Raw genomic sequence first — 25,359 nt, forward strand, 5'->3', positions numbered from 1 at the left:
TTATCCATCCTCATTCGTTTGGAACCAGGTTTCCGGGTCCACGGGTGATTTGCCCTCTCTGACCTCTATATAGAGCGTTTCTGGTCGAGCATTGCCAGAGCCATCACCAGACTGTGAGAGAATTGCACCGGTTTCCAGCCCGTTTCCCCCCATCAGCCCGACTGGAGCGCCTTCCGATAGGACTTGCCCAACATCTCCAAAGACCTGTTCAAGGCCTGCGAATATAAAGAGTACGCCGGGCTGCGGCTCAAGGATCATCACGTTTCCGAAATCCAAAAGCGGCCCGCGATAGCGGATCGTCGCTGGGGTTGGTGTGACGACCAGAGCGCTTGGCCGGGTCGCCAGCACAAGCCCGGGGCGACGGATGCCAGCGGCGTCTGCTTCCCCTGCGCGGCGTAGCACGGTTGACGCCACGGGGAGTGCGAGCTGGCCTTTGCGGTCGTTCACATCCGGCAGTGTTATGTTTTCCAGGCTTTCTATCTGAAGGTCAACAAGCGCGCTGGCAAAGCCTTCTAGGGTTTCTGTAGAGGCTATCAGCAAAGCGGTTTGCACCGGATCCTCAACGAAGCGCAGAGGCGGGTCCTTGCGATCCGCGATCGCCTTGCTGAGAGCCGTCCGGGCGTCTTGGGCACCGGTCAATCCGTTCTGAAGCGTTTCAGCTGCGCCCTCCTGCAAGCTGCGCAGAATGGTGACTTCTTCCAGATCACGACGCACTTGCGCCGCTTTGGCCTCAAGAGCAGGTGTTACCTCTGCGATGATCATGCCTGATCGGGCGGTGCCCATCGGACCACCTGGATGGACAAGCACCACTGGCGCCGGGCCTGAACTCATGGATTGCAAGACACCCAGCAAGCTGGCGATCTCTGTCTCTTGCGCTTTGAGCTGTATGGAGAGCTGTGCTTCGCGGATAGACGCCCGCCGCAGCCCCGCGCGCAAGGCTGTTAGGCCGGTTTCATAGGCGTGAACGACCTTGGTCAGAGATTTTACGCGATCGCGGCTGGATTTGGCTTGTGCGAGCGCGACCGAGGCTTCTTCCAGCTGCGTCGCTGCTTCTCGTGCAGCTTCAGAGGGATTGGTTTCTGCCAGCGCTATTGTTGTGGTGAGCCACAAGCCAAGTGCAGCCGCAAAGATGCTGGGGTGTCTCAAGAGATCAGGCTCTCCCCGGTCATCTCGACAGCTTGTTCCAGCCCCATGAGTTGCAACAGGGTGGGAGCAAGGTCAGCCAGGCGCCCATCGCGCAGCACGGCGCCTTCCGGCCCGTTCACGAGCACCACAGGCACCAAGTTGGTGGTGTGGGCTGTGTGCGGACCGCCTGTTTCGGGATCGACCATAACTTCGCAATTTCCGTGATCGGCCGTGACGATCATTGTGCCGCCCGCCGCTTCCAGCGCGGTGCGTACTTTGCCAAGCCCGTAATCGACGGCTTCACAGGCCGCGATAGCCGCCTCAAGGCTTCCAGTATGGCCAACCATGTCTGGGTTCGCGAAATTGGTGACGATCAGATCGTAGCCATGCTCGATCGCGGCAACGAATTTCTCGGTGACCTCCTCCGCGCTCATTTCAGGCTGCAGGTCATAGGTGGCGACTTTGGGCGATTTCGGCATGAAACGGTCTTCGCCCTCAGAGGGTGTTTCTTCTCCGCCATTTAGGAAGAAGGTCACATGGGGGTATTTTTCAGTTTCAGCCAGACGGAATTGGGTTTTGCCGTGTTTGGCGACCCATTCGCCAAGCGTGTTGACGATTTCCTGCTTTGGATAAGCGGTGGTCATGTAGGCATTGTGGGCTTCGGAATAGTCGACCATTCCCAGCACCGCCGACCAAGTGGGGCGGGCGGCTACGTCAAAATCGGAGAAGTCCGGTTGCGCCAGAGCGGCGAGAATTTCGCGGGCGCGGTCGGCGCGGAAGTTCAGGCAGAAGAAGCCATCACCGTCTTTTGCTCCTGCGTAGTCACCAATCACGGTAGCTGTGATGAATTCATCGCTTTCATCACGTGCATATGCGTCGTCGATGGCGGCTTTGGCGTCAGCTGCACTGTGCGCGGCATTGCCCGAAGTCCACGCTTTATAGGCTTGCGAGACGCGCTCCCAACGGTTGTCCCGGTCCATCGCGTAGTAGCGGCCAGTGACGGTGCCAATCTGTGCGCCTTCGGGCATTTCGGACGACAATGTGTCGAAATATCCCAGAGCAGATTTGGGTGCCACGTCGCGTCCGTCTGTTACGGCATGCAGTATCACGGGCACACCTGCGGCGGTGATGGCTTTCATTGCGGCCAATACATGCGTGATGTGACCGTGAACCCCTCCGTCGGAGACAACGCCCATTAGATGTGCCGTGCCGCCGGTTTCCTTGAGCTTGGCGATAAACGCTTGCAGCGCAACATTCTGAAAGAAAGAGCCATCCTCGATTGCGAGGTCGATTTGGCCGAGATCCATCGCCACAACGCGGCCAGCGCCAATGTTGGTATGGCCCACCTCGGAATTGCCCATCTGTCCGCTCGGCAGACCTACATCTGGTCCATGCGTGATCAGCTTGGCATGCGGTCCATCGGCCAGCATTGCGTCAAAATTTGGGGTATTGGCCAAATAGGGTGCGTTGGCTTCAGTTTGCTCAGACAGCCCCCAGCCGTCCAAAATGCACAAAACAACGGGCTTGGGTGCCATGCTCTTCTTGCTCCACAGGGTTTGTTGGCCTCAATCACCGCGTTTTACCGTGGTGCAGAGGGTGAAGGAACCTGTTTTTGCCTTTCAATTGTTCTTACGCGGTTGGTGGCGCAATTCGCATGCAATCGCGGTAAATGGATCCTTAACCGCCGTAGTGGATAAAGAAGAGATCCCATGGTGAGAGACCCAAAAAGTGTCGAACGTAAAATCCTCTGAGCTACGCCCGTTTGGGGAGCTGTCGCAGCAAGGTCTGCGGGTGACGCAGGGTATTGATACACGAGGAAAACACCTACAGGTGCGGTTTGAAGCGCCAAGCCAACTCAACAATGCCCCAATGTTCTACTATCAGAACCTCGAAATAGGGATGTATTCCTATCTGCGCACCGGGATCGTGCGTTATGTGGATCGGATAGGGCGTTATTGTAGTGTTGGGCCTGGCGTGACGATTGGCGAAGGGGAGCATCCGACCAACTGGTTATCGACATCACCGAGCCAATATACCTTTGAGCAGTTCAAATTTTATCCCCCGGAAAAAGAAGCGACCAAACGGCGGCGTGTGGCGCGTACCGAAACGAATAACAATGCTGCCAAAGGATGTGTGAGCATTGGCCATGATGTTTGGATTGGCGCTGGGGCCACCATTCGGCGGGGCGTGAAAATCGGGCATGGGGCGATCGTGTCGGGCAATGCTTTTGTCACCAAAGACGTACCGCCATACGCGATCGTCGCGGGGCTGCCGGCGGCGCACATGCGGTTCAGGTTTGATCGTGACGTGATTGAGCGGCTGCTACATCTACGTTGGTGGCGATTTGACATCAACGATCTGGCGGGTGTGGAATTTGACAATATTGAAAGCGCTATGGACGAGATCGATACGCGGGAGACCGCTGGAGTTATCACCGAAACGCCGCAGTCTTTCAAAAGCGTACAGGTCTACACCAAGGGGCAGCATTCCTTGGGCGTTGAGGTGAGCGCGCCGCGCGCCTTTCCGGTGCCGGAAGATGATCCGCTGAGCCTTCCTTTGTTGCTGCGCTATGACACGGAGCAAGAAGCGCGTAAGCGCGAGGCAGGTCTGCTGTCTGTTCTGCGCCGCAAACTTCGGAAGGCTGGCCGCAAACGCGCCTAGCTGCGACCCTCACGCAACCAGCCTGTCAGGATGAAGCCTGAGGCCAGAAGCAGGACCAGCCATGCTGGCAGGAGCGGTGCTCGGGCCACATCCAGTGTTTCATATGCCTCGCGCGGCGTCAGGCCAATCCAGTTGCGCCCGGCAGCTGGTCGGCCTTCGCGCACGTTGCGCACGCTCGGCACGCCCTCTTCCAAACGCAGCACTCCGCCTCGGGTGGCTTCCAAAAGTGGGGCCAAAATTTCCGCGCTGGCGATTGTCTGCTCAAACTCACGCGGGGCGGCAGGTCCGAGGCCGACAACAGTTTCCTTGTCATCTTGGCTCAGTCGGTAGAGACCAATTTCCGCACCTTCAAAGCGCGTTTCAAATTGACCTGGGCTCACTTCGCTCATCGAAAGAGTTTCGATGTCACCAGAAGGGGTGGTGATTGTGACCTCACCGACTTCTTCAGATAGGCTTCGGCGGATAATGCGCAGGTTTTGACCCGTGGGTTCTGCCCAAAGCGTCTCTTCTTCAAGCTCAGGCTCGCCCATCATCCAATGGGCCAAACGGCGTAAAAGCTCCAGCTGCGGCCCACCGCCTTCAAATCCGCGCGCCCAGAGCCACGCATGATCTGAGGCCAGGAGCGCGACGCGCCCCTCACCCACTCGGTTCAGAACCAGAAGGGGGCGGTTGTCGGATCCGGTCATCAAGACATCGCCTTCGTCCGGCGTGACCTCCACCTGCCGAAGCCATCGGCCCCAGTCGCCTTCCATTGGCAAGCCGGTTGTTACGGGGTGGCGTTGCCCCAATTTGCTGATTTCAGCTCTAAAGGCTTCTTCAACCACGCGGGCCGTTGGGCTGGCGGGCAACACCTCGGACAAAGGGGATCGGTAGATGCTGTCGGCGCTGGCATAGTCTGGGCCTGCGGCGACAAGGACAGCGCCGCCGTTGCGCACATATTGCGCGACGTTTTCAAGATAAAGCGAAGGCAGAATGCCCCGACGTTGGTAGCGATCAAAGATGATGAGATCGAAGTCTTCGACCTTCTCGAGGAACAGCTCGCGTGTGGGGAAAGCGATCAGGGAAAGCTCGCTGACTGGCACACCGTCTTGTTTTTCCGGAGGCCGCAGAATTGTAAAATGCACAAGGTCTACGGAGGCATCTGATTTCAGAAGATTCCGCCAGGTGCGCCCTCCTGGGTGCGGCTCGCCGGAAACCAGCAACACCCGCAGCCGATCCCGAACGCCGTTGATTTGCACGAGCGCAGCATTGTTGCGGTCTGTCAGCTCCCCATCCGTGACAGGGACGGTGAACTGGATAACATTGCGCCCACCATGAGGCAGCGTGACAGGCAGCTCGATGTCACGATCAATGGGCACCATGAAGCGTTCAGATTCCCCACCATCCACCGAGATGTCCAAAGGAACGCGGTCAACATTTTGAGGCGCTGCTCCGCTATCTTCGATACGAAGCGTGAGGGTGACGGGCTCCCCCAGTATCGCGAAGGCTGGCGCGTTGCGCACGATCAGTCTTCGATCCCAGTCCTCTGACTGCCCAGATAACAAAAGATGGAAAGGTGCTGGCAGTTCCGGCGCCAGGGGCATGTCATGTATTTGGCCGTCACTGAGAGCAACGATCCCGGCAATCCGCCCCTGCGGTTCTTGCGCAAGGGCTTCAGAGAGCGCGGCCATCATTTCGGTGCCACCGTCTCCGTTGGTATCTCGAATGGGAATGCGGCGCACTTCGGTGTTTGAGCGTGCCTCAAGGCGGGATTGCAGCGCCTGCGCCGCAGCGTCGGTTTGTGCTGCGCGAACTGAGAGGCGCTGGCTGGCGGATTGATCAACCAACATCAGAACGATGTCGCTCAATGGAGCGCGGTTTTCTGTGTGCCAGACGGGGCCAGCCAAAGCACCGAGCACGACAATACCAGCTAGGCCGCGCCAGCCCCACCCACTCAGTCCCCGCCAAAGCGCAAACGAAACGGCAACGCCACAAAGCAAAGCCAACGCGGCCAGAAGCCAAATTGGGATGATGGGGTCAAACACCATTGTTCCGGTCATACGGCGCCTCGCGTCATTGTCCCAACCGATCCAGCAACGCAGGCACATGGACCTGATCGCTCTTATAATTGCCGGTGAGCACATGCATTATCAGATTGATTCCGAAGCGATATGATAGCTCTCGTTGGCGTTCTCCGGCTCGGCCTCTTCCAACGGGGAAGAGTGTGTTGCCACGGGTATCAACCGCCCAAGCAGCAGCCCAATCGTTGCCGCCGATAACGACCGGCGTCACCCCGTCGTTCAGGTTACGAAAGGGCATGCCTTCAATTTTCTCCGCATCCGGCGGTGCCGCTTCTACCCAAACATCGCGGTTCATGTAGCGGCCCGGGAAATCTTGCAACAGATAGAACGTCCGGGTCAGAACATGGTCTTCGGGCAGTGGGTCGAGCGGAGGGATGTCAAGTCCAGCTGCGAGGCGTTGCAACATGCGGCCTTCCGGGCTGGAAGTGCCAAAACGCGCGACATCTGCATCACGCGTATCAAACAGGATCATACCGCCAGACCGCAGATATGCATTGAGTTTTGCATATGCTTCACGCGACGGGATGGGTTGATCTGACGTGATGGGCCAATAGAGAAACGGATAAAACGCCAGCTCATCGGTTTCCAGATCAACCGTGGTTGGTTCCGCTGGCTCGATGGAGGTGCGGAAATACAGCACATTCCCAAGACCACGCAGCCCTGCCAGCGCAATATCATCCACATCTACATTGCCCGTACGGACATGGCCCAGAACAACCTCATAGCTGTCAATGGCCTGGGCGGGTGGTGGGAACTCGTCTTCCGCGTAGACCTCTGGCGAGACGCACAGCAGGGCCACGAGGCTCGCTGCAGCACGCGCGCCCCAAAGACGGCCGGAAACCAACAGCGAAGCCAGGACGTCGATAGCGAGAATGATCAGTGCCGCTGACAGGAAGAACCCTGCAAGGTCGCGAGTTACGGCGCCACGTAGTCCTTCAACCGGGATCGAAACAGGCCAAAGCGCAGGCGCTAAGCTTGCGTCGTTGGGCAATACCGGCAGTGCAAGAATTTTATCTCCATCTCGATAGAGGCCTGGGCGCAGGTCAGGCCCAATTTGTCTCTCAGACAACGCTTCTCCACTGACACCGGGCAGCGTCTGGGCGTCTTCCAATCGGCCAAAGCCGTCCAGGACCTTCAAAGGTTGCCATGTCGTGCCTGCAAGCCGGGTCTCCGCATCCGTGCCCACGGCACTGAGCACGGCGAGGCGATCTAACATCTGAACAAACAAACCGGAAAGCGGCAGTCCCGACCATTCGGCATTGGCGGTGACATGCATTAAGACAACTTGACCCTCTCCGACAGCTTTGCGTGTCACCAGTGGTGTGCCGTCGCTCAAGCTTGCAATGACACGGTCTGCAAGCGTCGGATCAGGTTGCGCCATGACTTGGGCGGTCACTGTGACTTCATCTGGCACTTCAAGTCCAAAGAACGGGCTGTCCTGTTCAAAAGGCGCGAGCGATTTTGGCTCGCCCCAGCTCATAGCGCCTCCGACGCTGCGGCCTCCTGCGCGCAAGCGGACAGGCAACAGTGGGTCCTCTTCTGTTCGGCTGATTTCACTGGCTGCAAGGCGCGGGCCGGCAAAGCGCAGCAAAAGGCCTCCGCCGTTGACCCAGTTCAGCACAGCTTCACTTTCCCCGACAGACAGAACCGCAACATCCGCCATGACAATGACGTCAGGGTTAGCTGGGAGGATATCTGACAGTGCACCTTCAATAACATCCGCTGTCGGAACCAAGGCTTGGCGCAGGTAATGTAAAGGCGAAAGCAGTTGCAAACCTTCGCGGTCCTCACGTCCTGCGATCAGAGCGATTTCACGGCGACGCAAGCTGTCATCACTAAGGGCAACGGCCCCTGCTGAGCGGATGCCGGACAGTTCAAACCGAGTCACGCGCGCGCGCAGTTCTGACGGCAATACGATGGCGTTCTCAGCTTTGTTGGAGCCGAGCTCAAAAGTGAGTGGCAGAGCGGCCAGAACGCGTTCGGTGCCACTTGGATCTGTCCCAATAACTTGGGCGGTCACTTCGCGCGCAGGCCCGGCTTGACTGCGGATAGCATTGAGGACCAAGCGCCCGTCATCATAGGCTGCAGGCAGGAGACCGGTTACCGCAAGGCCAGTCTGAATGATGCGAACAGACCCACGCTGTTGCAGTGTTTCCAACAACTCCTTGCGGCCTTCGCGTTCAATTCCATCCGAGAGCCAGACCGTGTCGAAACTCTGATCGCCGAGCGTTGTTGTCAGGTCGGCAGAAAACTCCTCCATGCGGTATTTATCAGGCGCCCATGCCATTGGCATGACGCCTGCGAGGCGACTTTGCAGGGCATCTGCCTGTAGGAAACGGACCTGCTCCGGCATTGTTAGCCGCTGAACACTTGCGACGCGACCATTGCGCGCGGCTTCATCCAAAAGGGCCGCCACCATTTCACGGCGGGCTTCCCAATCTGGGGATGAGGCCCAGCTTGCATCCATCAAAATCAGAAGCGGGCCTTTGCCTGCCTCTTTGGGCTGAGGGTTAAGTGTGGGGCCAGCGAGGCCAATGATAAGAGCGGCCACGGCAAGTGTACGTAAAAGAAGGAGCCACCATGGTGTTCGGTCTGTGACAGTATCTTCATCAGAGAGGCCCAAAAGCAGGACCACGCCCGGAAAGCGGCGCTTGATTGGGGCTGGTGGAATAGCGCGCAAGATCAGCCAGAGGACTGGTAAGGCGATCAATGATGCCAAAAGCCAAGGCGTTGCAAATCCGATGGAGAGGCCGCCGATCATGCGCGTTTCTCCAAGGCACGATGCGCCCAAAGCAGGGCAGACTGTGCGGAGTGCTGCGTTGTGTGATAGCCATATAGCCAGCCGGTGACACGGCAGAGATCCTTTAGCGCTGCCTGACGTTCGGCGAGGCGTTCCAAATAACGATCTTTCAGATCATCCGCTTTCTTGGTGTCGTGTGTGAGCCCGCCGCCCATGCTCTCAAAGATCGCACGGCCACGATATGGAAAACTCTCTTCCGCCGGATCGAGAATTTGCAAGCACACGCCGCGCACGCCACGATCTGAGGCCTTGGCGAGCGCCGCTGCCACGGCGTCAAAGTCTCCCATGAAGTCGGAAACAAATACGGCCCTAGCGTGGGGAAGCATGGCGCGGGCCTCTGGTGTTCCATAGTCGGGCAGTTCTCCGTCAAGATCGTCACGCAGAAACATTTCGGCCAATCGCAGGATCTGTGCTTCGCCGCGGCGGGGCGGGAGATCGGTGCCGGTAAGGCCCACCCGTTCCCCGCTGCGGATCAGCAAGATCGCCAATGCAAGCGCCAAAAGACGTGCACGATCTGCTTTGTTCGGGAGAGTAGGATCGCTGGCAAATTGCATCGATGGGGCGGTGTCGATCCACATCATGATGGATTGCGCCACCTGCCATTCGCGCTGGCGCACAAATTGCGCGTCTGATTTGGCGGAACGCCGCCAGTCGATCATGCGTAGGCTATCGCCGGGCTGTACGGGACGGTACTGCCAGAAATCGTCTCCCATACCAGAGCGGCGTCGGCCGTGTTCCCCCAACAGCACAGTGCCTGCCAAATGATCCGCCTGTGCAAGGAGGGGAGGGAGGCGAGCGGCTTCCGCTTCGGCGCGGCTACGCAGATGGGGGGCTGCATTCACGCGGCTGCTCCCACGCTATCAAATCGTGTGACGGTTTGAGCGATCAGATCGGCAAGGGACTCGCCGCGGGCACGCGCCGCGAAAGTCAATGCCATGCGGTGGCTGAGCACCGGTGCGGCCATGTCGATCACGTCTTGGGCATTTGGAGCAAGGCGACCCTGCAACAACGCTTGTGCGCGAACGGTCATCATCAAAGCTTGGGCAGCGCGCGGACCCGGCCCCCAGGCAACGTTTTCACGCACGGCTTCGGCGGCGGTTTCATCCTCGGGGCGGCAGGCCCGAACGAGATCGAGGATCAGCTCCATCACGCTTTCTCCGACGGGCATGCGCCGCAGCAGAGTCTGAGCATCAATCAGCTCCTCAGCCGTAAAGACTTCGTGGGCTTCGTCCTCTTCCACCCCCGTTGTGGCGAGAAGGATGTCACGCTCTGTGTCGCGATCAGGATACGGCACATCGATTTGTACCAGAAAACGGTCGAGCTGCGCTTCGGGAAGCGGGTAGGTGCCTTCCTGCTCAATAGGGTTTTGGGTGGCGAGCACGTGAAACGGCGCATCGAGGGGGCGGTCTTCGCCAGCAACTGTGACTTGCTTCTCCTGCATCGCCTGCAAAAGGGCAGATTGTGTGCGTGGGCTTGCGCGGTTGATTTCATCTGCCATCAGCAGCTGGCAGAAAATTGGCCCGGGTACGAATCGGAAGGTGCGCGCCCCGCCTTTTGCTTTTTCCAGAACTTCCGAGCCCAAGATGTCTGCTGGCATCAAATCCGGCGTGAATTGCACACGGTTGCCATTGAGCCCCATCACTGTCGAAAGCGTGTCCACCAGCCGTGTTTTTCCCAAGCCCGGAAGGCCGATCAAAAGCGCGTGTCCCCCGCAAAGCAAGGCGGAAAGTGTGAGGTCGACCACACGTTCCTGTCCGATAAAGCGTCGCGTGATCGCCTCTCTTGCCGCAGCCAGCTTGGTGCCCAGAGTTTCAATTTCTGCGACAAGATCGCTCTCATCTGCCATGCGGACTCTCCCGTATCCGTATACTGCTTACGTTGACAGTAGCGCGCTCAGATGAAATGGCAAAACCAATGAGGGGACAATTTCCTGTGAAAGTAACTGCTGACACCATCGCCAGCTCAGCCAATGCCGCCGTCAAAGGACGTGGCCCAGCGCCTGTGCATCTGTGGAACCCACCTCATTGTGGTGATCTTGATATGCGTATCGCGCGCGACGGCACTTGGTACTATCAGGGCAGCCCAATCAATCGACCAGCCATGGTCCGGCTTTTTTCAAACATCTTGCGCAAGGATGGTGACAACTATGTGCTGGTCACGCCTGTCGAAAGAGTTGGCATCACAGTAGAAGACGTGCCTTTTGTGGCCGAAGATTTTGAAGTCAGTGGCAACGGTGCCGATCAGACGCTCACATTTGAAACCCACGTTGGCGATAACGTGATTGCTGGTCCGGACAATCCGATCCGGGTTGAGATCGACCCGGGGAGCGCAGAACCAAGCCCATATGTGACCGTGCGAGCTAACTTGGAGGCGCGGATAGCACGTAGGGCGTTTTATCGTCTTGTTGAGTTAGCAGAGCATCAGGAAGTGGATGGAGAAAGCCAGTTTGGGGTCATGTCGTCTGGCGTGTTTTTTCCCTTCTTGCCTTCAAGCGCATTGAGCTAAGGCAATATCCTGCCGATACCGCTAAAAAGCGCTTAAATTCAGACTGTTTGATTTGCCTGAAAGCTGGAATACTCCGCGTCAGTAGGAGGAAAACATGCCGAAATTTGCCGCCAATCTGACGATGCTGTTCACCGAGTTTCCGGAGCTTGAGCGGTATGAAGCCGCTGCCGAGGCTGGGTTTGACCGTGTTGAGGTGCTGTTTCCTTACGACGTCCCTGCGCCGGAAACGCGTCGCGAGTTGGTGCGTAACGGGCTCTCGCTGGCGCTGATCAACTGCCCTCCGCCTAATTATACCGGTGGAGAACGAGGGTTTGCTGCTGTCCCTGGCCTGTCTGAGCGGTTCCAACGCGATTTTCGTCGAACTCTGCGATATGCGGAGGTGCTTCAGGCAGATGTGGTGCATATTATGGCGGGGGCGGCGAGCGGAGCTCTGGCGCGCGAGACTATTGTTAAGAACCTGAAATGGGCCTGCGCCTTCGCTCCCAGGCAACAGCTGACGATCGAGCCGATCAACGACGTCGATATGCCGGGCTACTTCCTAAATGATTTTGACCTCGCAGCTGAGATCTTGGACGAAGTGAATGCCCCCAACTTGGCGCTTCAATTCGATACATACCACGCCCATCGTATCCACGGCGACGCTCTGGCCTGCTGGGAGAAGCACAAGGCGCGCGTGAAACACATTCAGATAGGTGGATTGCCGGATCGTCACGAGCCGCTCAAAAACAAGCACTTTGACTATCCCGCATTCTTCGAGATGCTGGATGCAAGCGGGTTTCAGGGCACCGTGAGTGCTGAATATAATCCCCTCAAACGCACCGAGCAGGGCTTGGATTGGCTCGCCTGAAGGAGCTCGGTTTAGAAGAGTGGCAGAGCAAAGGCGCTTAATGCGCCTCAGCCCAATTGGTTCCCCGCCCCGCATCCACGATGAGCGGCACATCCAGCTTGATTGCGGGTTCGGTCGCGTTTTGCATGACTTCTCGTGCCACAGCAATGGTTTCGTCAACCGCGCTATCGTCCACTTCAAAGATCAGTTCGTCATGCACCTGCAGCAGCATTTTTGCGGGCAGATCTTGGACCGCGGCGGGCATACGGATCATTGCACGGCGAATAATATCGGCGGCAGTGCCTTGGATCGGCGCATTGATCGCAGCACGATAGGCAAAGCTCGCCCGCGGACCTTTTGCGTTGATTTCAGGCGTGTGGATTTTGCGGCCAAATAGCGTCTGCACATAGCCGTGGGTTTTGGCAAACTCTTTGGTCTCATCCATATAGGTGCGAATGCCAGGGAAGCGTTCAAAATACCGGTTGATGAAATCCTGTGCCTCGCCGCGCGGGATGCGCAGGTTGCGAGCCAGGCCGAAGCCCGAGATGCCGTAAATGACGCCAAAGTTGATCGCCTTCGCGCGGCTACGCACCTCGCTAGTCATCTCTTCCATCGGCACGCCAAAGACCTCCGACGCGGTCATGGCGTGAATGTCGAGACCCTCGCGGAAGGCTGTTTTGAGCGCATCGATGTTCGCGATATGCGCGAGGAGGCGCAGCTCCACCTGAGAGTAGTCGAGAGAGATCAGTGTCTTGCCTTCTTCGGCGACAAAGGCCTCGCGGATGCGGCGGCCTTCCTCAGTGCGGATGGGAATATTCTGCAGGTTGGGATCGGAGGAGGCGAGACGCCCGGTGTTGGCACCGGTCTGTACATAAGATGTGTGCACACGACCTGTGTCTGCGTTGATGTGTTCCTGAAGTGCGTCGGTGTAGGTCGACTTCAACTTGCTGAGCTGGCGCCAATCGAGCACGAGGCCCGGCATGGCGTGTTCCGTCGCGAGATCTTCGAGCACGTCAGCCCCGGTTGCATAAGCACCGGTTTTACCCTTCTTGCCGCCGGGCAATTCCATTTCATCAAATAGGATCTCACCGAGCTGTTTTGGGCTGCCAACGTTGAAGCTGCGCCCTGCGAGCTCATGGATTTCGGCCTCAAGCCCAGCCATCTTCTGAGCAAAGGCATTGGACATGCGGCTTAGCGTGTCGCGATCCACCTTGACGCCATGCCGTTCCATTTGTGCAAGCACAGGCACCAAAGGACGCTCCAGCGTCTCGTATACACTTGTGACTTGTCGCTGGTGCAGCTTGGGTTTGAAGAGTTTCCACAGGCGCAACGTGATGTCGGCGTCTTCTGCGGCGTATTTAACGGCATCTTCAATCGCGACCTTGTCAAAAGTGATCGCGCTTTTGCCGGTGCCAAGCAGGGATTTGATCGAGATCGGCTGATGACTGAGATAGCGCTCACTCAGTGCGTCCATACCGTGGTTGTGCTCGCCAGCATGCAGCGCATAGCTGAGCAGCATGGTGTCATCAATCGGGGCGACTGCGATGTTGTAGTTGGCGAAAACTTTGCAGTCGTATTTGGCGTTCTGGAAGATTTTCAGAACAGACTCGTCTTCGAGCACGGGTTTAAGCGCATCGAGCACCTCATTGAGAGGCATTTGCCCTTCTTGCGGCTCATCGCCACCAAAGAGATCATCGGTGGCCCCCTTTTTGTGACCCACAGGGATGTAGCAGGCCTCGCCCGGCTCGACGGAAAGGCAGATGCCCGCGAGCGCCGCGACCATTTCATCCAGAGAATTGGTTTCCGTGTCCACAGCGACATAGCCGCGTTTCATGATCGCTGCGATCCAGCGATCCAGCGCTTCACGATCCCGGACCCATTCGTATTTTTCCGCATCAAAGGGTACATCTTCGGCGCTGTCTTCGACAGTAGCGGTCCCCGATGCTGTCGGTTCCGGCAAAACAGGTGCTTCGACGCCGAGCTTATCTGCTGCGCGTTTCATAAGGGTGCGCAGTTCCATATCTGCAAGGAAGCTCAGCAGCGTTTCAGGCTCGGCATCCTGCACTTCCAGATCATCGAGTGTAAAATCAAGTGCCATGTCGCAATCTAGTTGCACGAGCCTTTTAGACAGTTCGATCTGGTCGCGTTTCTCGATCAAGGTCTGGCGGCGTTTGGGCTGTTTGATCTCTTCAGCGCGGTCCAGCAGCTCCTCAAGAGAGCCATATTCATTGATCAGCAGAGCGGCGGTTTTGATGCCGATGCCGGGCGCGCCAGGGACGTTGTCGACACTGTCACCCGCAAGCGCCTGCACATCCACAACCCGTTCGGGGCCGACGCCGAATTTCTCATGCACGCCGTCGCGATCGATGCGTTTGTTTTTCATCGCGTCGAGCATTTCGACGCCATCTCCCACCAGCTGCATCAGATCTTTGTCAGAGCTGATGATGGTGCAACGGCCACCGGCTTCGCGAGCCTGACAAGCCAAGGTGGCGATGATGTCATCGGCTTCAAAGCCTTCGATCTCTTTGCAGGCAATATTGAACGCGCGTGTGGCATCACGGGTCAGCGGGAACTGTGGCACCAGATCTTCGGGCGCAGGGGGACGGTTGGCTTTGTACTGATCATAGAGATCATTGCGGAAGCTCTTGCCGGAATAGTCAAAGATCACCGCCACATGGGTGGGGGCGTCGGGGCCGGAATTGTCTTCGATGTAGCGCTGCAGCATGTTGCAGAAGCCGGAGACCGCGCCGATGGGCAGGCCGTCTGATTTGCGCGTGAGCGGCGGCAAGGCGTGATAGGCACGAAAAATAAAAGCCGATCCGTCGATCAGATGCAGGTGACATCCTTTGCCAAAACCCATCGCGTGGTCCTCTTTTTGCTTGGCTCCGTTGTGCCATGTGGTCACCGCCACCGCCACCCGGAAATTGCGGGATCTGGCCTGCCTCTTGTCATTGCCGCAGTGGGCTGATCTATGGAAACGCGACTATCAGGGGAGCCGAGATGACACATCTTTGGGTACGGGCCGAACAACGGCCGAATGAGGAACGGGTCGGGCTGACGCCGGACGGGGCAAAAGCTCTGATCGACAAAGGCATCCGTGTGACTGTCGAGGAAAGCTCAGTTCGTGCAATCGGGATTGAGGGTTACGAAGCCGCAGGCTGTGAGATTGCCGTAGAGAACAGCTGGCCTGAGGCCCCCAAGGACGCCATTATCTTCGGCCTTAAAGAGTTGCCAGAAGACGGTACGCCTGTGCCGCATCGCCACATAATGTTTGGCCATGCTTTCAAAGGACAGCACTCTGGTGTTGCGCTGCTCAAACGCTTTAAGGCTGGTGGCGGCACGCTTTATGATCTTGAATATCTGGTGGATGAGGCCGGGCGCCGTGTGGCCGCTTTTGGCTATTGGGCGGGCTATGCCGGGGCGGCGGTGACGCTGAAGAGCTGGGCGGCGCAGCAGCGGGGCGAGGTTTGCGGCCCTGTTGGGGTTTATGGCGGCAAAGAGGCGTTGCTGGCAGATCTGGGCGCGGAGCTCGATGCGCTGGGCGCGGCGCGCCCCTCTGCGATTGTGATCGGCGCGCTGGGCCGTGTGGGCACCGGGGCGGCAGATCTGCTGACGGCGATGGGTTGTGATGTGACCAAATGGGATATGGCGGAGACCGCCTCTGGTGGGCCGTTTCCGGAAATTCTGGCGCATGATCTGTTTCTGAACTGCATTTTTGCGCGCCCCGGCACCCCTGTGTTTGTGCCGCAGGAGGCGCTGAGCGCGGCGCGGCAGCTCACGGCGATTGGCGATGTGGCTTGTGATCCGGACAGTGATTACAACCCTGTGCCGGTCTATGATCGGGCCACCACCTGGGAGGCGCCTGCGCTGCGGGTGGCGCAGGATCCGGTGCTGGATGTGATGGCGATTGACAATCTGCCCTCCATGCTGCCGGTGGAAAGCTCGGAAGATTACGCGGCGCAGTTGCTTGAGACCTTGATGACATTGGATGATCTGGGCGGTGGCGTTTGGACCCGCGCGGAAGCTGATTTCATCGCGCATTCCAAAGATTTGTGAAGAAAAGACCTTTGAGGGGAGAAGAGAGATGACCATTCATTGGTGTGGCACCGGCCTGTCGGCCATTCCCGGTCTGCGTCGCCTGATAGATGCAGGGCGTGAGGTGACCGTGTGGAACCGGACGGTGGAAAAAGCGCAAGAGGCGGTGGGCGATCTGACCCAGGACATCCGCGCGTTTGACATCGAGACGCTTGGCGCTGTGCTGGCCAAAGGCGATGTGGTGGTGTCTATGTTGCCGGGTGACTGGCATGTGCCGCTGGCGGAGCTGTGCATTTCCAAAGACGCGCATTTTGTGAGCTCTTCTTATATTGCGCCGGAGATGAAAGCGCTGGACGCCAAGGCCAAAGCAGCCGGTGTGGCCTGTGTGAATGAGGTGGGGCTCGATCCCGGGATCGACCACCTTATGGCGCATGCGCTGGTGGCGGATTACCGCGGCTCTGAGGCGTTTGATGCGGACAACACCCTGAGCTTCATCAGTTACTGCGGTGGTGTGCCCAAACATGCCAACCCGTTCCGCTATAAATTCAGCTGGTCGCCGCTGGGTGTGCTGAAGGCGCTGCGCTCGCCGTCCCGCTCGATCCGCGATGGGCAGCCGTTTGATGTGAACCGCCCGTGGGATGCGATTTCGAGCTATGAGGCGCCGCTGGCGACGCCGGAGAGCTTTGAGGTCTATCCGAACCGCGACAGCATTCCGTTTATGGGAGACTATAAGTTTGACCCGGATTGGAACGTGAAAGAGTTTGTGCGCGGCACGCTGCGCCTGAACGGCTGGGCGGAGGCCTGGAGCGATGTGTTCCGCGAGATCGAGACCCTGAGCGGGCCGGAAGGCGATACGCGTCTGAAAGAGATGTCCGATCAGTTCTGGGCCGAGAATGCCTATGACGAAGGGGAGCCTGACCGGGTGATCCTCTGTGTGGGGCTGAAGGCGGAGAAAGACGGCGCGGAGGTCTATAACAAGACATATGCCATGGACGCCTGGGGCGATGAGCGTGGCACGGCGATGGCGCGGCTTGTGTCTATTCCGGTGTCGCTGGCCATCGAGTCCGTTCTGGAGGGGGCAATTGCACCCGGCGTGCATGCAGCGCCGTCAGAGCCTGCGCTGTTTGAGAGCTGGCTGGGCCACATCGGCACTTTGGCGCAGCATATGGAAATCGTCGATCACACGGCGTGATGCTGTCTGATTGAGATTGCGGCGGGCCTGAGGGGAGCACTCTCAGGCCCGTTTTTTGTGCGATCAGGCCGCCTCTGCGCCGATTTTGGCGGCGCGTTTGATCCATTTGTCTGCGACACCGGCCTTGGGGTGGCTGGCGCCGGTAAATTGCGTGACTTTGACCGGTTTGATGCCGACAAACTCCAGAATCTGCTGCTGGATCTGGACAATCAGAGCGTTGCGATAAAACAGGCGGAAGAACCAGCCCGGCGTGTCCGAGAGCAGGAGCACGCGTCCGGTGCGCCCGGTGAGCAGCGGGGCAGGCAGGCCGAGTTTTGTGGTGTTGCGCGTGTCAAAGGTGCGGCCCGGCAGGAAGGCGCGGTCAAACACCCCTTTTAGCTTGGCAGGCAGCCCGCCCCACCACATCGGCGTGGCCACCACCACATGTTCGGCCCATTCGATGTCTTGCAGGAGGGTTTCCAGATCTGCCTCCAGCGGCTTTTGGTTCACATAGCCGCCAAAGCCGTAGTCCGGATCAAACTCCAGATCATGCAGATTGGTGAGGCGCACCTCGTGGCCGGCGGTTTTCGCGGCGGTTGCGTAGGATTGCGCCACGGCACCTGTCAGCGAGGCTTTGGCCGGGTGGCCGTTCAATATGAAAATGCGTTTCTGGGTCATGTGATTCTCCTCAATATTGACCGTGGTCATATTTATTTCGCTCAAAAATGACTGTGGTCAATTAAAATTTGACCTCAGTCAATTTTTGTGCCAGAAAGCCGCATGAGCAGAGCTGTCCAATCCCGCACCCTGAAAACCCGCGCCAAGTTGTTGGCGGCGGCGACTGACATCATTTCAGAGGGGGGCTATGAGGCCATGCGGGTGGAGGAGGTGGTGCTGCGCGCCGGCGTGGCCAAGGGCACGTTTTTTGCGCATTTCAAAGACAAAGATGCCTTGATGGATCAGTTGATCGGCGCGGAGATTGACCGGCATCTGGATCGGCTGGAAGCGCTTGCGCCGCCCAAGTCGATTGCCGAGATGGTGGATGCGCTTATGCCGCTGACTGCGTTCATGAGCTGTGAGCGCTATGTGTTTGATGTGATCCTGCGCCACTCCGGTGCGGCGGCCAATAGCGAGATCGGCGCGATTGCCAAGACATTTGGCCGCCATGCGGAGGTTGTGGCGCACTGGCTGAGGGACCGCCCGTTTCGCACAGATATTTCTGTGGAACTTCAGGCAGAGGGGGTTCAGGCCTTTGCCATTCAGGCGGTGTCTCTGGTGTTTTGTGCGCTGCACAGTGCAACCGCACCCCGGGCGCGGTTGGAAACCTATCTGGAGGCCTGGTTGAGGCCGCAAGCCTCGGCGTGATCAGCCGCGCCGGATCAGATCGTCTTCTTCTGCGCTAAGTGAGAGACCGAGCTCTTCCATGCCGTTTTCCAGGTGGTCGGACACATGCGGCGAGCCGAGCAGGTAATCTGCGGTTGGCACGGTGTTTTCGCTTTTGGCGGTCATGATGGCCTCTTCAAGATCTTCGGCGGAAAAACTGTCCCGGCCGATCCACATCACCGCCACAAGGCTGGCCTGTTCGTCTTCGTTCAGACGGTCGATAAAGGCCCGCAATTCTCCTTCGGCGCGATCAAGTTCGCGCGACATCAGAACCACTTGCGCCACTTTCCAGGCTGAAATTTCAAGCATTTTGCGTCTCCTAGCGTGTTGTCAGAAGAATGCGCATCCGAAGGGCGCGAGTCTTTGATATGGCGCAAAGTCGTTTTTTCTGGTGGCACGACCCGCTGGAGGGCAACAGGCTTAGGGGTCGGCTTTGGACAGCGGCACCACTTTGCTGTCCTCACTCTGGGCCAATTCTTCAAAGTCGAAATTGTCCAGCCGACGCGCACGGCGTCCGGCTTTGTCAGCGCTGATCTTGATTTCGCTGATGTCTTTGGCAGCCTGGCCGAAGTGACGATCCAGATTTTCCACCCGCGTGCCCAGGCGATCAACATCCGCATAGAGCAGGCCAAGCTCTGTGCGGATGGCACCGGCCTGTTCGCGCATGCGGGCGTCTTTGAGGATCGCGCGCATGGTGTTGAGCGTGGCCATGCAGGTGGTTGGCGAGACAATCCAGACTCGCGCTGTGAAGCCTTCGTGCACTAGCTCCGGGAACTTGGCGTGCAACTCTGCGTAAATCGCTTCGCTGGGCAGAAACATCAGCGCGCCATCCGCGGTTTCCCCCTCAAGGATGTATTTTTCCGAAATATCCTTGATGTGTTTGCGCACCGACGTCTTGAACAGCTGGATACCGGCTTTGAGCTCTGCCTCAGTTTCTGAGCGCAGCATGGCCTCATAGGCTTCCAACGGGAATTTGCTGTCGATCACGATTGGGCCCGGCGGGTTGGGCAGATGGATCAAACAGTCGGCGCGCTTACCATTCGAGAGCGTATGTTGCAGCGCGTAGCTGTCGCTGGGCAGGGCTTTGGAAACGATGTCGTTCAGCTGGATTTCACCAAAGGCGCCGCGGGTCTGTTTGTTGGAGAGAATGTCCTGAAGGCTGAGCACATCGCCGGACAGGCGGGTGATGTTCTCTTGCGCCTTGTCTATGGTTTGCAGCCGCTCCTGAAGCTGGGTCAGCGATGTGGCAGTCTGTTTGGCGTTGCCCATGAGGGAGGTGTTGAGCTTCTCCTGCATGTCGTTGAGCGCGGTGCCGGTGCGCATCTGCATGTTGGAGAGGTTTTCCTGCAACTGCAGCTGTTGGGCGGCCAGCGTGTCTGACATTTTCTGCTGCATGGAGGCGAGGTTTTCGCCGGTGCTGCGCTGCACTTTGGCGAGGTTTTCGTGCATGTTGACCTGCACTTCGCCAAGGCGCTGTTCCATCAGCGTGGCGATCTGGCTTTGCGATTGGGCCTGCGCGCGCAGGCCGCCATCAAGCTGGGCCTGACCGGTGGCGAGCTGATCCACGCGTTGTGTCATCTGGCCCATATGCTGGGCGATGAAGGCCTCTGTCTGGGCCGCGCGGTTCTGTGCCGTGTTGCGCAGGAGCACAAACAGCAGCACTACGGCAAAGCCCATGCCGCCCAGAAGATAGAGCAGTGCGGTGTCAGAGTTGGCAAGCAAAGTGGTCAGTTCGGTCATCATGTTCGTCCAAACAGCCGCTCGATGTCGGCCAGTTTCAATTCCACATAGGTGGGGCGCCCGTGGTTGCATTGGCCGGAGTGCGGCGTGGCTTCCATTTCGCGCAAGAGGGCATTCATTTCTTCGGCGCGCATGCGGCGGCCTGAGCGGATTGAGCCGTGACAGGCGACGCGGCTGAGGATGGCTTCCAGCTTGGCCTGCACCGACATGGTTTCGCCGTCTTCGTCCAGCTCGTCCAAGATGTCGAGCACCATTGCGCGCGCGTTGACTTCACCCAGCAGCGCCGGGGTTTCGCGAACCGCCACCGCGCCGCCACCGAAGGCCTCTATGGTGAGGCCAAGCTTGGACAAAGGCTCCGACACGGCCAAAATGCGGGCACAGTCGACCTCGGAAAGCTCGATGATCTCGGGGATCAGCAGGGCCTGCGCGGCGACGCCGTTTTCCGCCATCTGGCGTTTGAGTTTTTCATAGACCAGACGTTCGTGTGCGGCGTGTTGATCGACAATCACCATGCCGGTTTCGGTCTGGGCCACGATGTAGTTCTCATGGACTTGCGCGCGGGCTGCACCCAAAGGCAGGCCCTCGGCGGGGACCTCCTGTGGAGTGTCGAGCGCCTCTGCGGGCTCTACACGTGCGCTGTAGGCTTCGCTGAGTTCAGCAAAGCCCGGTTCCTGAACCACAGGTGCTTGTGGAAAGGGCGCTTGAGCTTGGTAGGCGGCGGTGCGTGCGCCAAGCGAGGGGCGGTCCATCTGGTAGATGCGGGCTGGGCCTGAGGCAGACGCCTGTGGGGTTGCGCCAAGCGCGCCCATTGGTTCAGGACGGAAGGCGCCAAGGGTTGCGCCCGCCACGGTGGTGGAGGCGCGGTGGCCCGCTTCGGCCAAAGCATGACGCAGGCTGGAGACAATCAGCCCGCGGGCCATGCCGGAATCGCGAAAGCGGACTTCGGATTTGGCGGGGTGGACGTTCACATCCACCAGATGCGGGTCGCAGTCGATGAACAGCGCAGCGGCGGGATGACGATCCCGGCTGAGATAGTCAAAATAGGCCCCACGCAACGCACCAACCAGCAGCTTGTCCTTCACAGGGCGACCATTCACAAAGAGATATTGCGCCACCGCAGAGCCGCGCGAATAGGTCGGCAAGGCGGCATAGCCAATGAGGCTCAGGCCTTCGCGCTCTGCATCAATCTTGAGCGCGTTTTCGGCAAATTCCTTGCCTAGAATCCGCGCCAGCCGGCCATGCAGCGCGTCAAAGAGGTCTCCGCTTTCGGCCTCAGCGCGGAAAGAGATGCGCCCTTCGCCGCCGCCGGTGACGTCGCGCAGGGTGAAGCCGATGAAGGGTTCCGCCATGGCCAGACGTTTGACCACATCGGTGATCGCCTGCGCTTCAGCGCGATCGCTGCGCATGAATTTAAGGCGGGCAGGCGTGGCATAAAACAGATCGCGCAGCTCAACGATGGTGCCGCCTGAGAGCGCGGCGGGTTTGACGGGCCCCATGGCTCCGCCTTCCACCGTGATGCTGGCCGCAGGGGCGCGGCCCACGCGGCTGGTGATGGTCAGGCGTCCAACCGCCCCAAGCGAGGGCAGGGCCTCGCCGCGAAAGCCAAAGGTGTGGATATCAAGTAGATCGCTGCCATCAATTTTCGATGTGGCATGACGGGATAAAGCGAGAGGAAGCTGATCTTCGGTAATGCCGCATCCATCATCGGTGATCCGGATCAGGGTTTTGCCGCCATCCGCATAGGCAATCTCGATCCGCGTCGCACCAGCATCAATGGCGTTCTCCACGAGTTCTTTGACTGCAGAAGCAGGACGTTCGACAACTTCGCCAGCAGCGATCCGGTTGATCGCGGCATCGTCAAGTTGGCGGATTACGGGCTGCGTTGGCGCGTTTGAGGGGCTTATGTTGGGGTTATCCACAGGCATATTACGAAATGTAGCATGTTCTTGTTTGATTCTACCACCGAGATTGCGGGTTTCAGTTGGTCGTTTTTGCTCCACTAAAATCCGTTGAGATGTCGCTCTCTTACTGGACACTCCCCGACCGTGGTTTCATAATTTGATCAAATTATTGAATCGACGCACAGGACACAGCTGTGCCACCAACGGGAGCATCACCATGAAAGACGACAACTTTCTGAAAGAGAACAACGCCCGCCATCTCTGGCATCCGATGGGCGCACCGGGTGACATGCAGAGCCACGCCCCCAAAATCATCAAAAGCGCCGAAGGGGTGAACATCACCGATCTGGAAGGGCATTCCACGGTGGATGCTGTGGGTGGTCTGTGGTGCGTGAACCTCGGCTATTCCAATGATGTGGTGAAAGAGGCGATTGCCAAGCAACTTTATGATCTGCCATATTATTCCGCTTTTGCGGGCACCTCCAATCCGGCGGCAATTGAGGCCTCATATGCGGTGCGCGAGTTCTTTGACGCGGATGGCATGACGCGGGTGTTTTTCACATCTGGTGGCTCAGACAGTGTGGAGACCGCCCTGCGTCTGGCGCGGCAATATCACCGTCTGCGCGGCGAGCCGACCCGGACCAAATTCCTGTCGCTGAAGAAAGGCTATCACGGCACGCATTTTGGCGGCGCGTCGGTGAATGGCAACAACCGGTTCCGCATCAATTATGAGCCGCTGCTGCCCGGCTGTTTCCACCTGCCGAGCCCCTATACCTATCGCAATCCGTTCAATGAAACCGACCCGGCGCAGCTGGCGCAGAACATCGCAGCGGCCTTTGAAGATGAGATCGCCTTTCAGGGGGCCAACACCATTGCCGCCTTTATCATGGAGCCTATTCAGGGCGCGGGTGGCGTGATTGTGCCGGATGCGAGCTTTATGCGCTTGATGCGCGAGATTTGTGACCGCCACGGCATCCTGTTGATTTCTGATGAGGTGATCACCGGCTTTGGCCGCACCGGCGACTGGTCTGGGGCGCGTCACTGGGGGGTGCAGCCGGATATGATGACCACGGCCAAGGGGATCACATCGGGCTATTTCCCTGTGGGGGCCTGTCTGGTGGGCGACAAGGTTGCGGATGTGTTTGAGAAAGACGAAAGCGGTGAGGCCGGGATTTTCCACGGCTATACCTATTCCGCGCATCCTGTTGGCTCGGCGGCGGTGGTGGCCTGTCTGGCGGAAACCACGCGGCTGGATCTGAAAACCAATGCCGCCGCACGTGGCACGCAGCTTTATGAGGGCGTCAAGAAGCTGGCGGAGAAACATGACATCATCGGTGACATCCGCGGCGGGCACGGCTTGATGACAGGCATCGAGCTGGTCTCGGATAAAGCGGCGAAGACGCCGATGGATATGGCCACCATGAAGAAAATTCACGAGGTCACCTATCAGGCCGGGGCGATGGTGCGGCTGGGGATGCACAATATCCTGATGTCACCGCCGCTGACCATTTCGGAGGCGGAGGTTGACACAATCCTGTCGGCGCTGGATGCGGGTTTCTCTGCTGCGTAACACCTCAAGACACCAAAAAAGGCCGCCGAATTTCTCGGCGGCCTTTTTCATTGGGCTGTGTATGGATCAATCCCCGTCTGCGACCCCTTCGGCCCGCAAGCGTGCGCGACGGGCGCGGTAGCTTGGCAGCACCACCAGCAGCGCGGCAATCACCAAGAGGCCAAGTGTCATCGGGCGTTCCCAGATGAAGGCAATGCCATCATAGAGCTGCATGGACCGCGCGAAATTATCCTCCAGCATGCCGCCAAGGATGAAGCCGATCAGCAGCGGGGCCAGCGGGTAATCCGCAAAGCGCAGCGCGGTGGCGCAGACGCCAAAGCCCACAAGGATCAGGAGTTCGGTGGCGTTGTTCTGCCCGATATAGGCTCCCATCAAGGTAAAGAACAAAATGAAGGGGATCAGGTAGTTGCGCGGCACCGAGAGGACCTTGGCGATGTAGGGGATCAGGGGCAGGTTCAGGATCAGAAGCACCAGATTGCCAATGAACATCGACATGATCACCGCCCAGAACACCTGTGGCTCATCAATCATGAGGCGCGGGCCAGGGGTGACGTTGAGCGCGATCAGCGCGCCCAGCAGAATGGCGGTGGTGCCGGAGCCGGGAATGCCCAATGTCAGAAGTGGCACAAAGGAGCCGGTGCAGGCCGCATTGTTGGCGGTTTCCGGTGCGGCCAGCCCTTTGATGGCGCCTTTGCCGAATTGCTCCTGTTCCTCTTTGGGGGCAATATTGCGCTCCACCGCGTAGCCGAGGAAGCTCGCGATAGTGGCACCTGCGCCAGGCAGAACACCGATGAAAAAGCCCTGTATTGACTGACGGCCAATCACAGGCGTGATGGCTTTGGCTTCGTCGCGTGAGATGCGCAGATCTTTGATCTCACCTTCGCCGCCCTCTTTGGCAACGCGGGGCTTGAGCACCAGGAACAGAGCTTCTGGCAAGGCAAACATCGCCATAGCCAACGTAATAAAGCCGAAGCCCGATTGTAGATCCATAATGCCCATGGTGAAGCGAGGCAGGTTGAACAAAGCACCTTCACCTACGGTGGCCATCATCAGGCCGAGCACCGTCATCATCAGCGCTTTGGCCACCTGACCGGTGCCGGCGAAGGCCGCGATGGCAGAGAGGCCGACGACCATCAGAGCGAAGTACTCCGCAGAGTGGAAGAGCAGCGCAACAGAGGAGAGCATGGGCGCAAAGATCATCAGTAGGAGCGCACCAATGGTGCCGCCTGCGAAGCTCGCGATGGCGGCGATGGTGAGCGCTTTGCCCGCTTTGCCTTGCTTGGCCATTGGGTACCCATCGAAGCTTGAGGCAACCGTGCCCGCGACCCCCGGCGCGTTCAGCAGGATAGAGGAGGTCGAGCCGCCGAAGATGGCACCGTAGTAGACGCCCGCAAGCAGGATCAGCGCAGCGGATGGGTCGCCCATTGAGATTGCGACGGGGATCATGATGGCAATGATCGACATCGGGCCGAGGCCCGGCAACATGCCGATGAAGGTGCCGATCAGGCAGCCGCCAATGACCATCAGGAGGTTTTGTAGAGAGAAAGCCGTTTGCAGGCCAATCAGAAGTCCTTCAAGCATG

The 25,359-nt window shown here is 58.6% G+C and carries 19 protein-coding genes; 7 read left to right on the plus strand and 12 right to left on the minus strand.

Annotated elements, in window-relative coordinates; all coding sequences use genetic code 11:
* Nucleotides 1–1,146 (minus strand): peptidoglycan DD-metalloendopeptidase family protein, encoded by a 1,146-nt coding sequence (locus J7400_RS02800; RefSeq protein WP_209058784.1) that lies wholly within the window; start codon nucleotides 1,144–1,146, stop codon nucleotides 1–3.
* Entirely contained in the window at nucleotides 1,143–2,660 is a 1,518-nt protein-coding gene (gpmI, locus tag J7400_RS02805; protein WP_209058786.1) for a 2,3-bisphosphoglycerate-independent phosphoglycerate mutase, read from the minus strand. Before gpmI ends, J7400_RS02800 begins: the two co-directional genes overlap by 4 nt.
* Before the next feature lie 193 nt (nucleotides 2,661–2,853).
* Here gpmI and J7400_RS21320 point away from each other — a divergent pair, with 193 nt between their 5' ends.
* Complete coding sequence (locus J7400_RS21320; RefSeq protein WP_348540102.1) at nucleotides 2,854–3,786, plus strand: CatB-related O-acetyltransferase; 933 nt, start codon at nucleotides 2,854–2,856, stop codon at nucleotides 3,784–3,786.
* Here J7400_RS21320 and J7400_RS02815 read toward each other — a convergent pair.
* Genes J7400_RS02815 through J7400_RS02830 form a run of 4 tightly spaced genes read right to left on the minus strand, consistent with a single transcriptional unit; the run spans nucleotide 3,783 to nucleotide 10,492 of the window.
* Nucleotides 3,783–5,825, minus strand: a complete 2,043-nt coding sequence (locus J7400_RS02815) for a glutamine amidotransferase (protein ID WP_209058788.1) — start codon at nucleotides 5,823–5,825, stop codon at nucleotides 3,783–3,785. The two genes, J7400_RS21320 and J7400_RS02815, sit on opposite strands and share 4 nt — an antisense overlap.
* Nucleotides 5,826–5,838: 13 nt before the next feature.
* A complete protein-coding gene (locus tag J7400_RS02820) occupies nucleotides 5,839–8,607 on the minus strand; it encodes a DUF4159 domain-containing protein (protein WP_209058790.1) in 2,769 nt (922 codons plus the stop codon).
* Entirely contained in the window at nucleotides 8,604–9,488 is an 885-nt protein-coding gene (locus J7400_RS02825) for a DUF58 domain-containing protein (protein WP_209058794.1), read from the minus strand. Before J7400_RS02825 ends, J7400_RS02820 begins: the two co-directional genes overlap by 4 nt.
* Nucleotides 9,485–10,492 (minus strand): MoxR family ATPase, encoded by a 1,008-nt coding sequence (locus J7400_RS02830; RefSeq protein WP_209058797.1) that lies wholly within the window; start codon nucleotides 10,490–10,492, stop codon nucleotides 9,485–9,487. Before J7400_RS02830 ends, J7400_RS02825 begins: the two co-directional genes overlap by 4 nt.
* Before the next feature lie 56 nt (nucleotides 10,493–10,548).
* On the opposite strand from J7400_RS02830, the gene J7400_RS02835 reads away from it, so the two are divergent.
* Both J7400_RS02835 and J7400_RS02840 read left to right on the plus strand, forming a co-directional pair.
* Complete coding sequence (locus J7400_RS02835; protein WP_209058808.1) at nucleotides 10,549–11,151, plus strand: DUF1285 domain-containing protein; 603 nt, start codon at nucleotides 10,549–10,551, stop codon at nucleotides 11,149–11,151.
* Nucleotides 11,152–11,245: 94 nt separating this feature from the next.
* Nucleotides 11,246–11,998, plus strand: a complete 753-nt coding sequence (locus J7400_RS02840; protein WP_209058817.1) for a TIM barrel protein — start codon at nucleotides 11,246–11,248, stop codon at nucleotides 11,996–11,998.
* 37 nt (nucleotides 11,999–12,035) lie between these two features.
* Here J7400_RS02840 and polA read toward each other — a convergent pair whose 3' ends face one another.
* Complete coding sequence (polA, locus tag J7400_RS02845) at nucleotides 12,036–14,837, minus strand: DNA polymerase I (RefSeq protein ID WP_209058818.1); 2,802 nt, start codon at nucleotides 14,835–14,837, stop codon at nucleotides 12,036–12,038.
* Between the two features lie 140 nt (nucleotides 14,838–14,977).
* Between polA and J7400_RS02850 the strand changes: the two genes are divergently transcribed.
* Both J7400_RS02850 and J7400_RS02855 read left to right on the plus strand, forming a co-directional pair.
* The gene (locus J7400_RS02850; protein WP_209058833.1) at nucleotides 14,978–16,033 is read left to right on the plus strand and encodes a saccharopine dehydrogenase; all 1,056 of its coding nucleotides are present in this window, start codon (nucleotides 14,978–14,980) and stop codon (nucleotides 16,031–16,033) included.
* 28 nt (nucleotides 16,034–16,061) lie between these two features.
* Nucleotides 16,062–17,204: a saccharopine dehydrogenase family protein gene (locus tag J7400_RS02855; protein WP_209058836.1), complete on the plus strand. Its 1,143-nt coding sequence runs from the start codon at nucleotides 16,062–16,064 to the stop codon at nucleotides 17,202–17,204.
* 63 nt (nucleotides 17,205–17,267) lie between these two features.
* Here the strand turns inward: J7400_RS02855 and J7400_RS02860 are convergent, their stop codons facing one another.
* Nucleotides 17,268–17,861, minus strand: coding sequence for an NAD(P)H-dependent oxidoreductase (locus tag J7400_RS02860; RefSeq protein ID WP_209058839.1), 594 nt, complete (start codon nucleotides 17,859–17,861; stop codon nucleotides 17,268–17,270).
* Nucleotides 17,862–17,963: 102 nt separating this feature from the next.
* Here J7400_RS02860 and J7400_RS02865 point away from each other — a divergent pair, with 102 nt between their 5' ends.
* Nucleotides 17,964–18,548 carry a TetR/AcrR family transcriptional regulator gene (locus J7400_RS02865; protein WP_209058841.1) on the plus strand — a complete coding sequence of 195 codons (585 nt, stop codon included), beginning with the start codon at nucleotides 17,964–17,966 and terminating at the stop codon, nucleotides 18,546–18,548.
* Here J7400_RS02865 and J7400_RS02870 read toward each other — a convergent pair whose 3' ends face one another.
* The 3 genes from J7400_RS02870 to mutL all read right to left on the minus strand — a co-directional run bounded on the left by J7400_RS02870 (nucleotide 18,549) and on the right by mutL (nucleotide 22,231).
* Nucleotides 18,549–18,875, minus strand: a complete 327-nt coding sequence (locus J7400_RS02870; RefSeq protein WP_209058843.1) for a DUF3775 domain-containing protein — start codon at nucleotides 18,873–18,875, stop codon at nucleotides 18,549–18,551. It abuts the gene before it with no gap.
* A 111-nt stretch (nucleotides 18,876–18,986) separates the two neighbouring features.
* On the minus strand, nucleotides 18,987–20,306 hold the full coding sequence (gene rmuC, locus J7400_RS02875; RefSeq protein ID WP_209058845.1) for a DNA recombination protein RmuC: 1,320 nt from the start codon (nucleotides 20,304–20,306) through the stop codon (nucleotides 18,987–18,989).
* On the minus strand, nucleotides 20,306–22,231 hold the full coding sequence (mutL, locus tag J7400_RS02880; protein WP_209058854.1) for a DNA mismatch repair endonuclease MutL: 1,926 nt from the start codon (nucleotides 22,229–22,231) through the stop codon (nucleotides 20,306–20,308). The genes rmuC and mutL overlap by 1 nt, the downstream gene beginning before the upstream one ends.
* A 193-nt stretch (nucleotides 22,232–22,424) precedes the next feature.
* Here mutL and J7400_RS02885 point away from each other — a divergent pair, with 193 nt between their 5' ends.
* Nucleotides 22,425–23,777, plus strand: coding sequence for an aminotransferase class III-fold pyridoxal phosphate-dependent enzyme (locus tag J7400_RS02885; protein ID WP_209058856.1), 1,353 nt, complete (start codon nucleotides 22,425–22,427; stop codon nucleotides 23,775–23,777).
* A gap of 66 nt (nucleotides 23,778–23,843) precedes the next feature.
* Here the strand turns inward: J7400_RS02885 and J7400_RS02890 are convergent, their stop codons facing one another.
* The gene (locus J7400_RS02890; protein WP_209058868.1) at nucleotides 23,844–25,358 is read right to left on the minus strand and encodes a tripartite tricarboxylate transporter permease; all 1,515 of its coding nucleotides are present in this window, start codon (nucleotides 25,356–25,358) and stop codon (nucleotides 23,844–23,846) included.
* Nucleotide 25,359 lies beyond the last annotated feature (1 nt).

This window comes from Shimia sp. R9_2 (genome assembly GCF_017743735.1).
Lineage (GTDB): Bacteria > Pseudomonadota > Alphaproteobacteria > Rhodobacterales > Rhodobacteraceae > Shimia.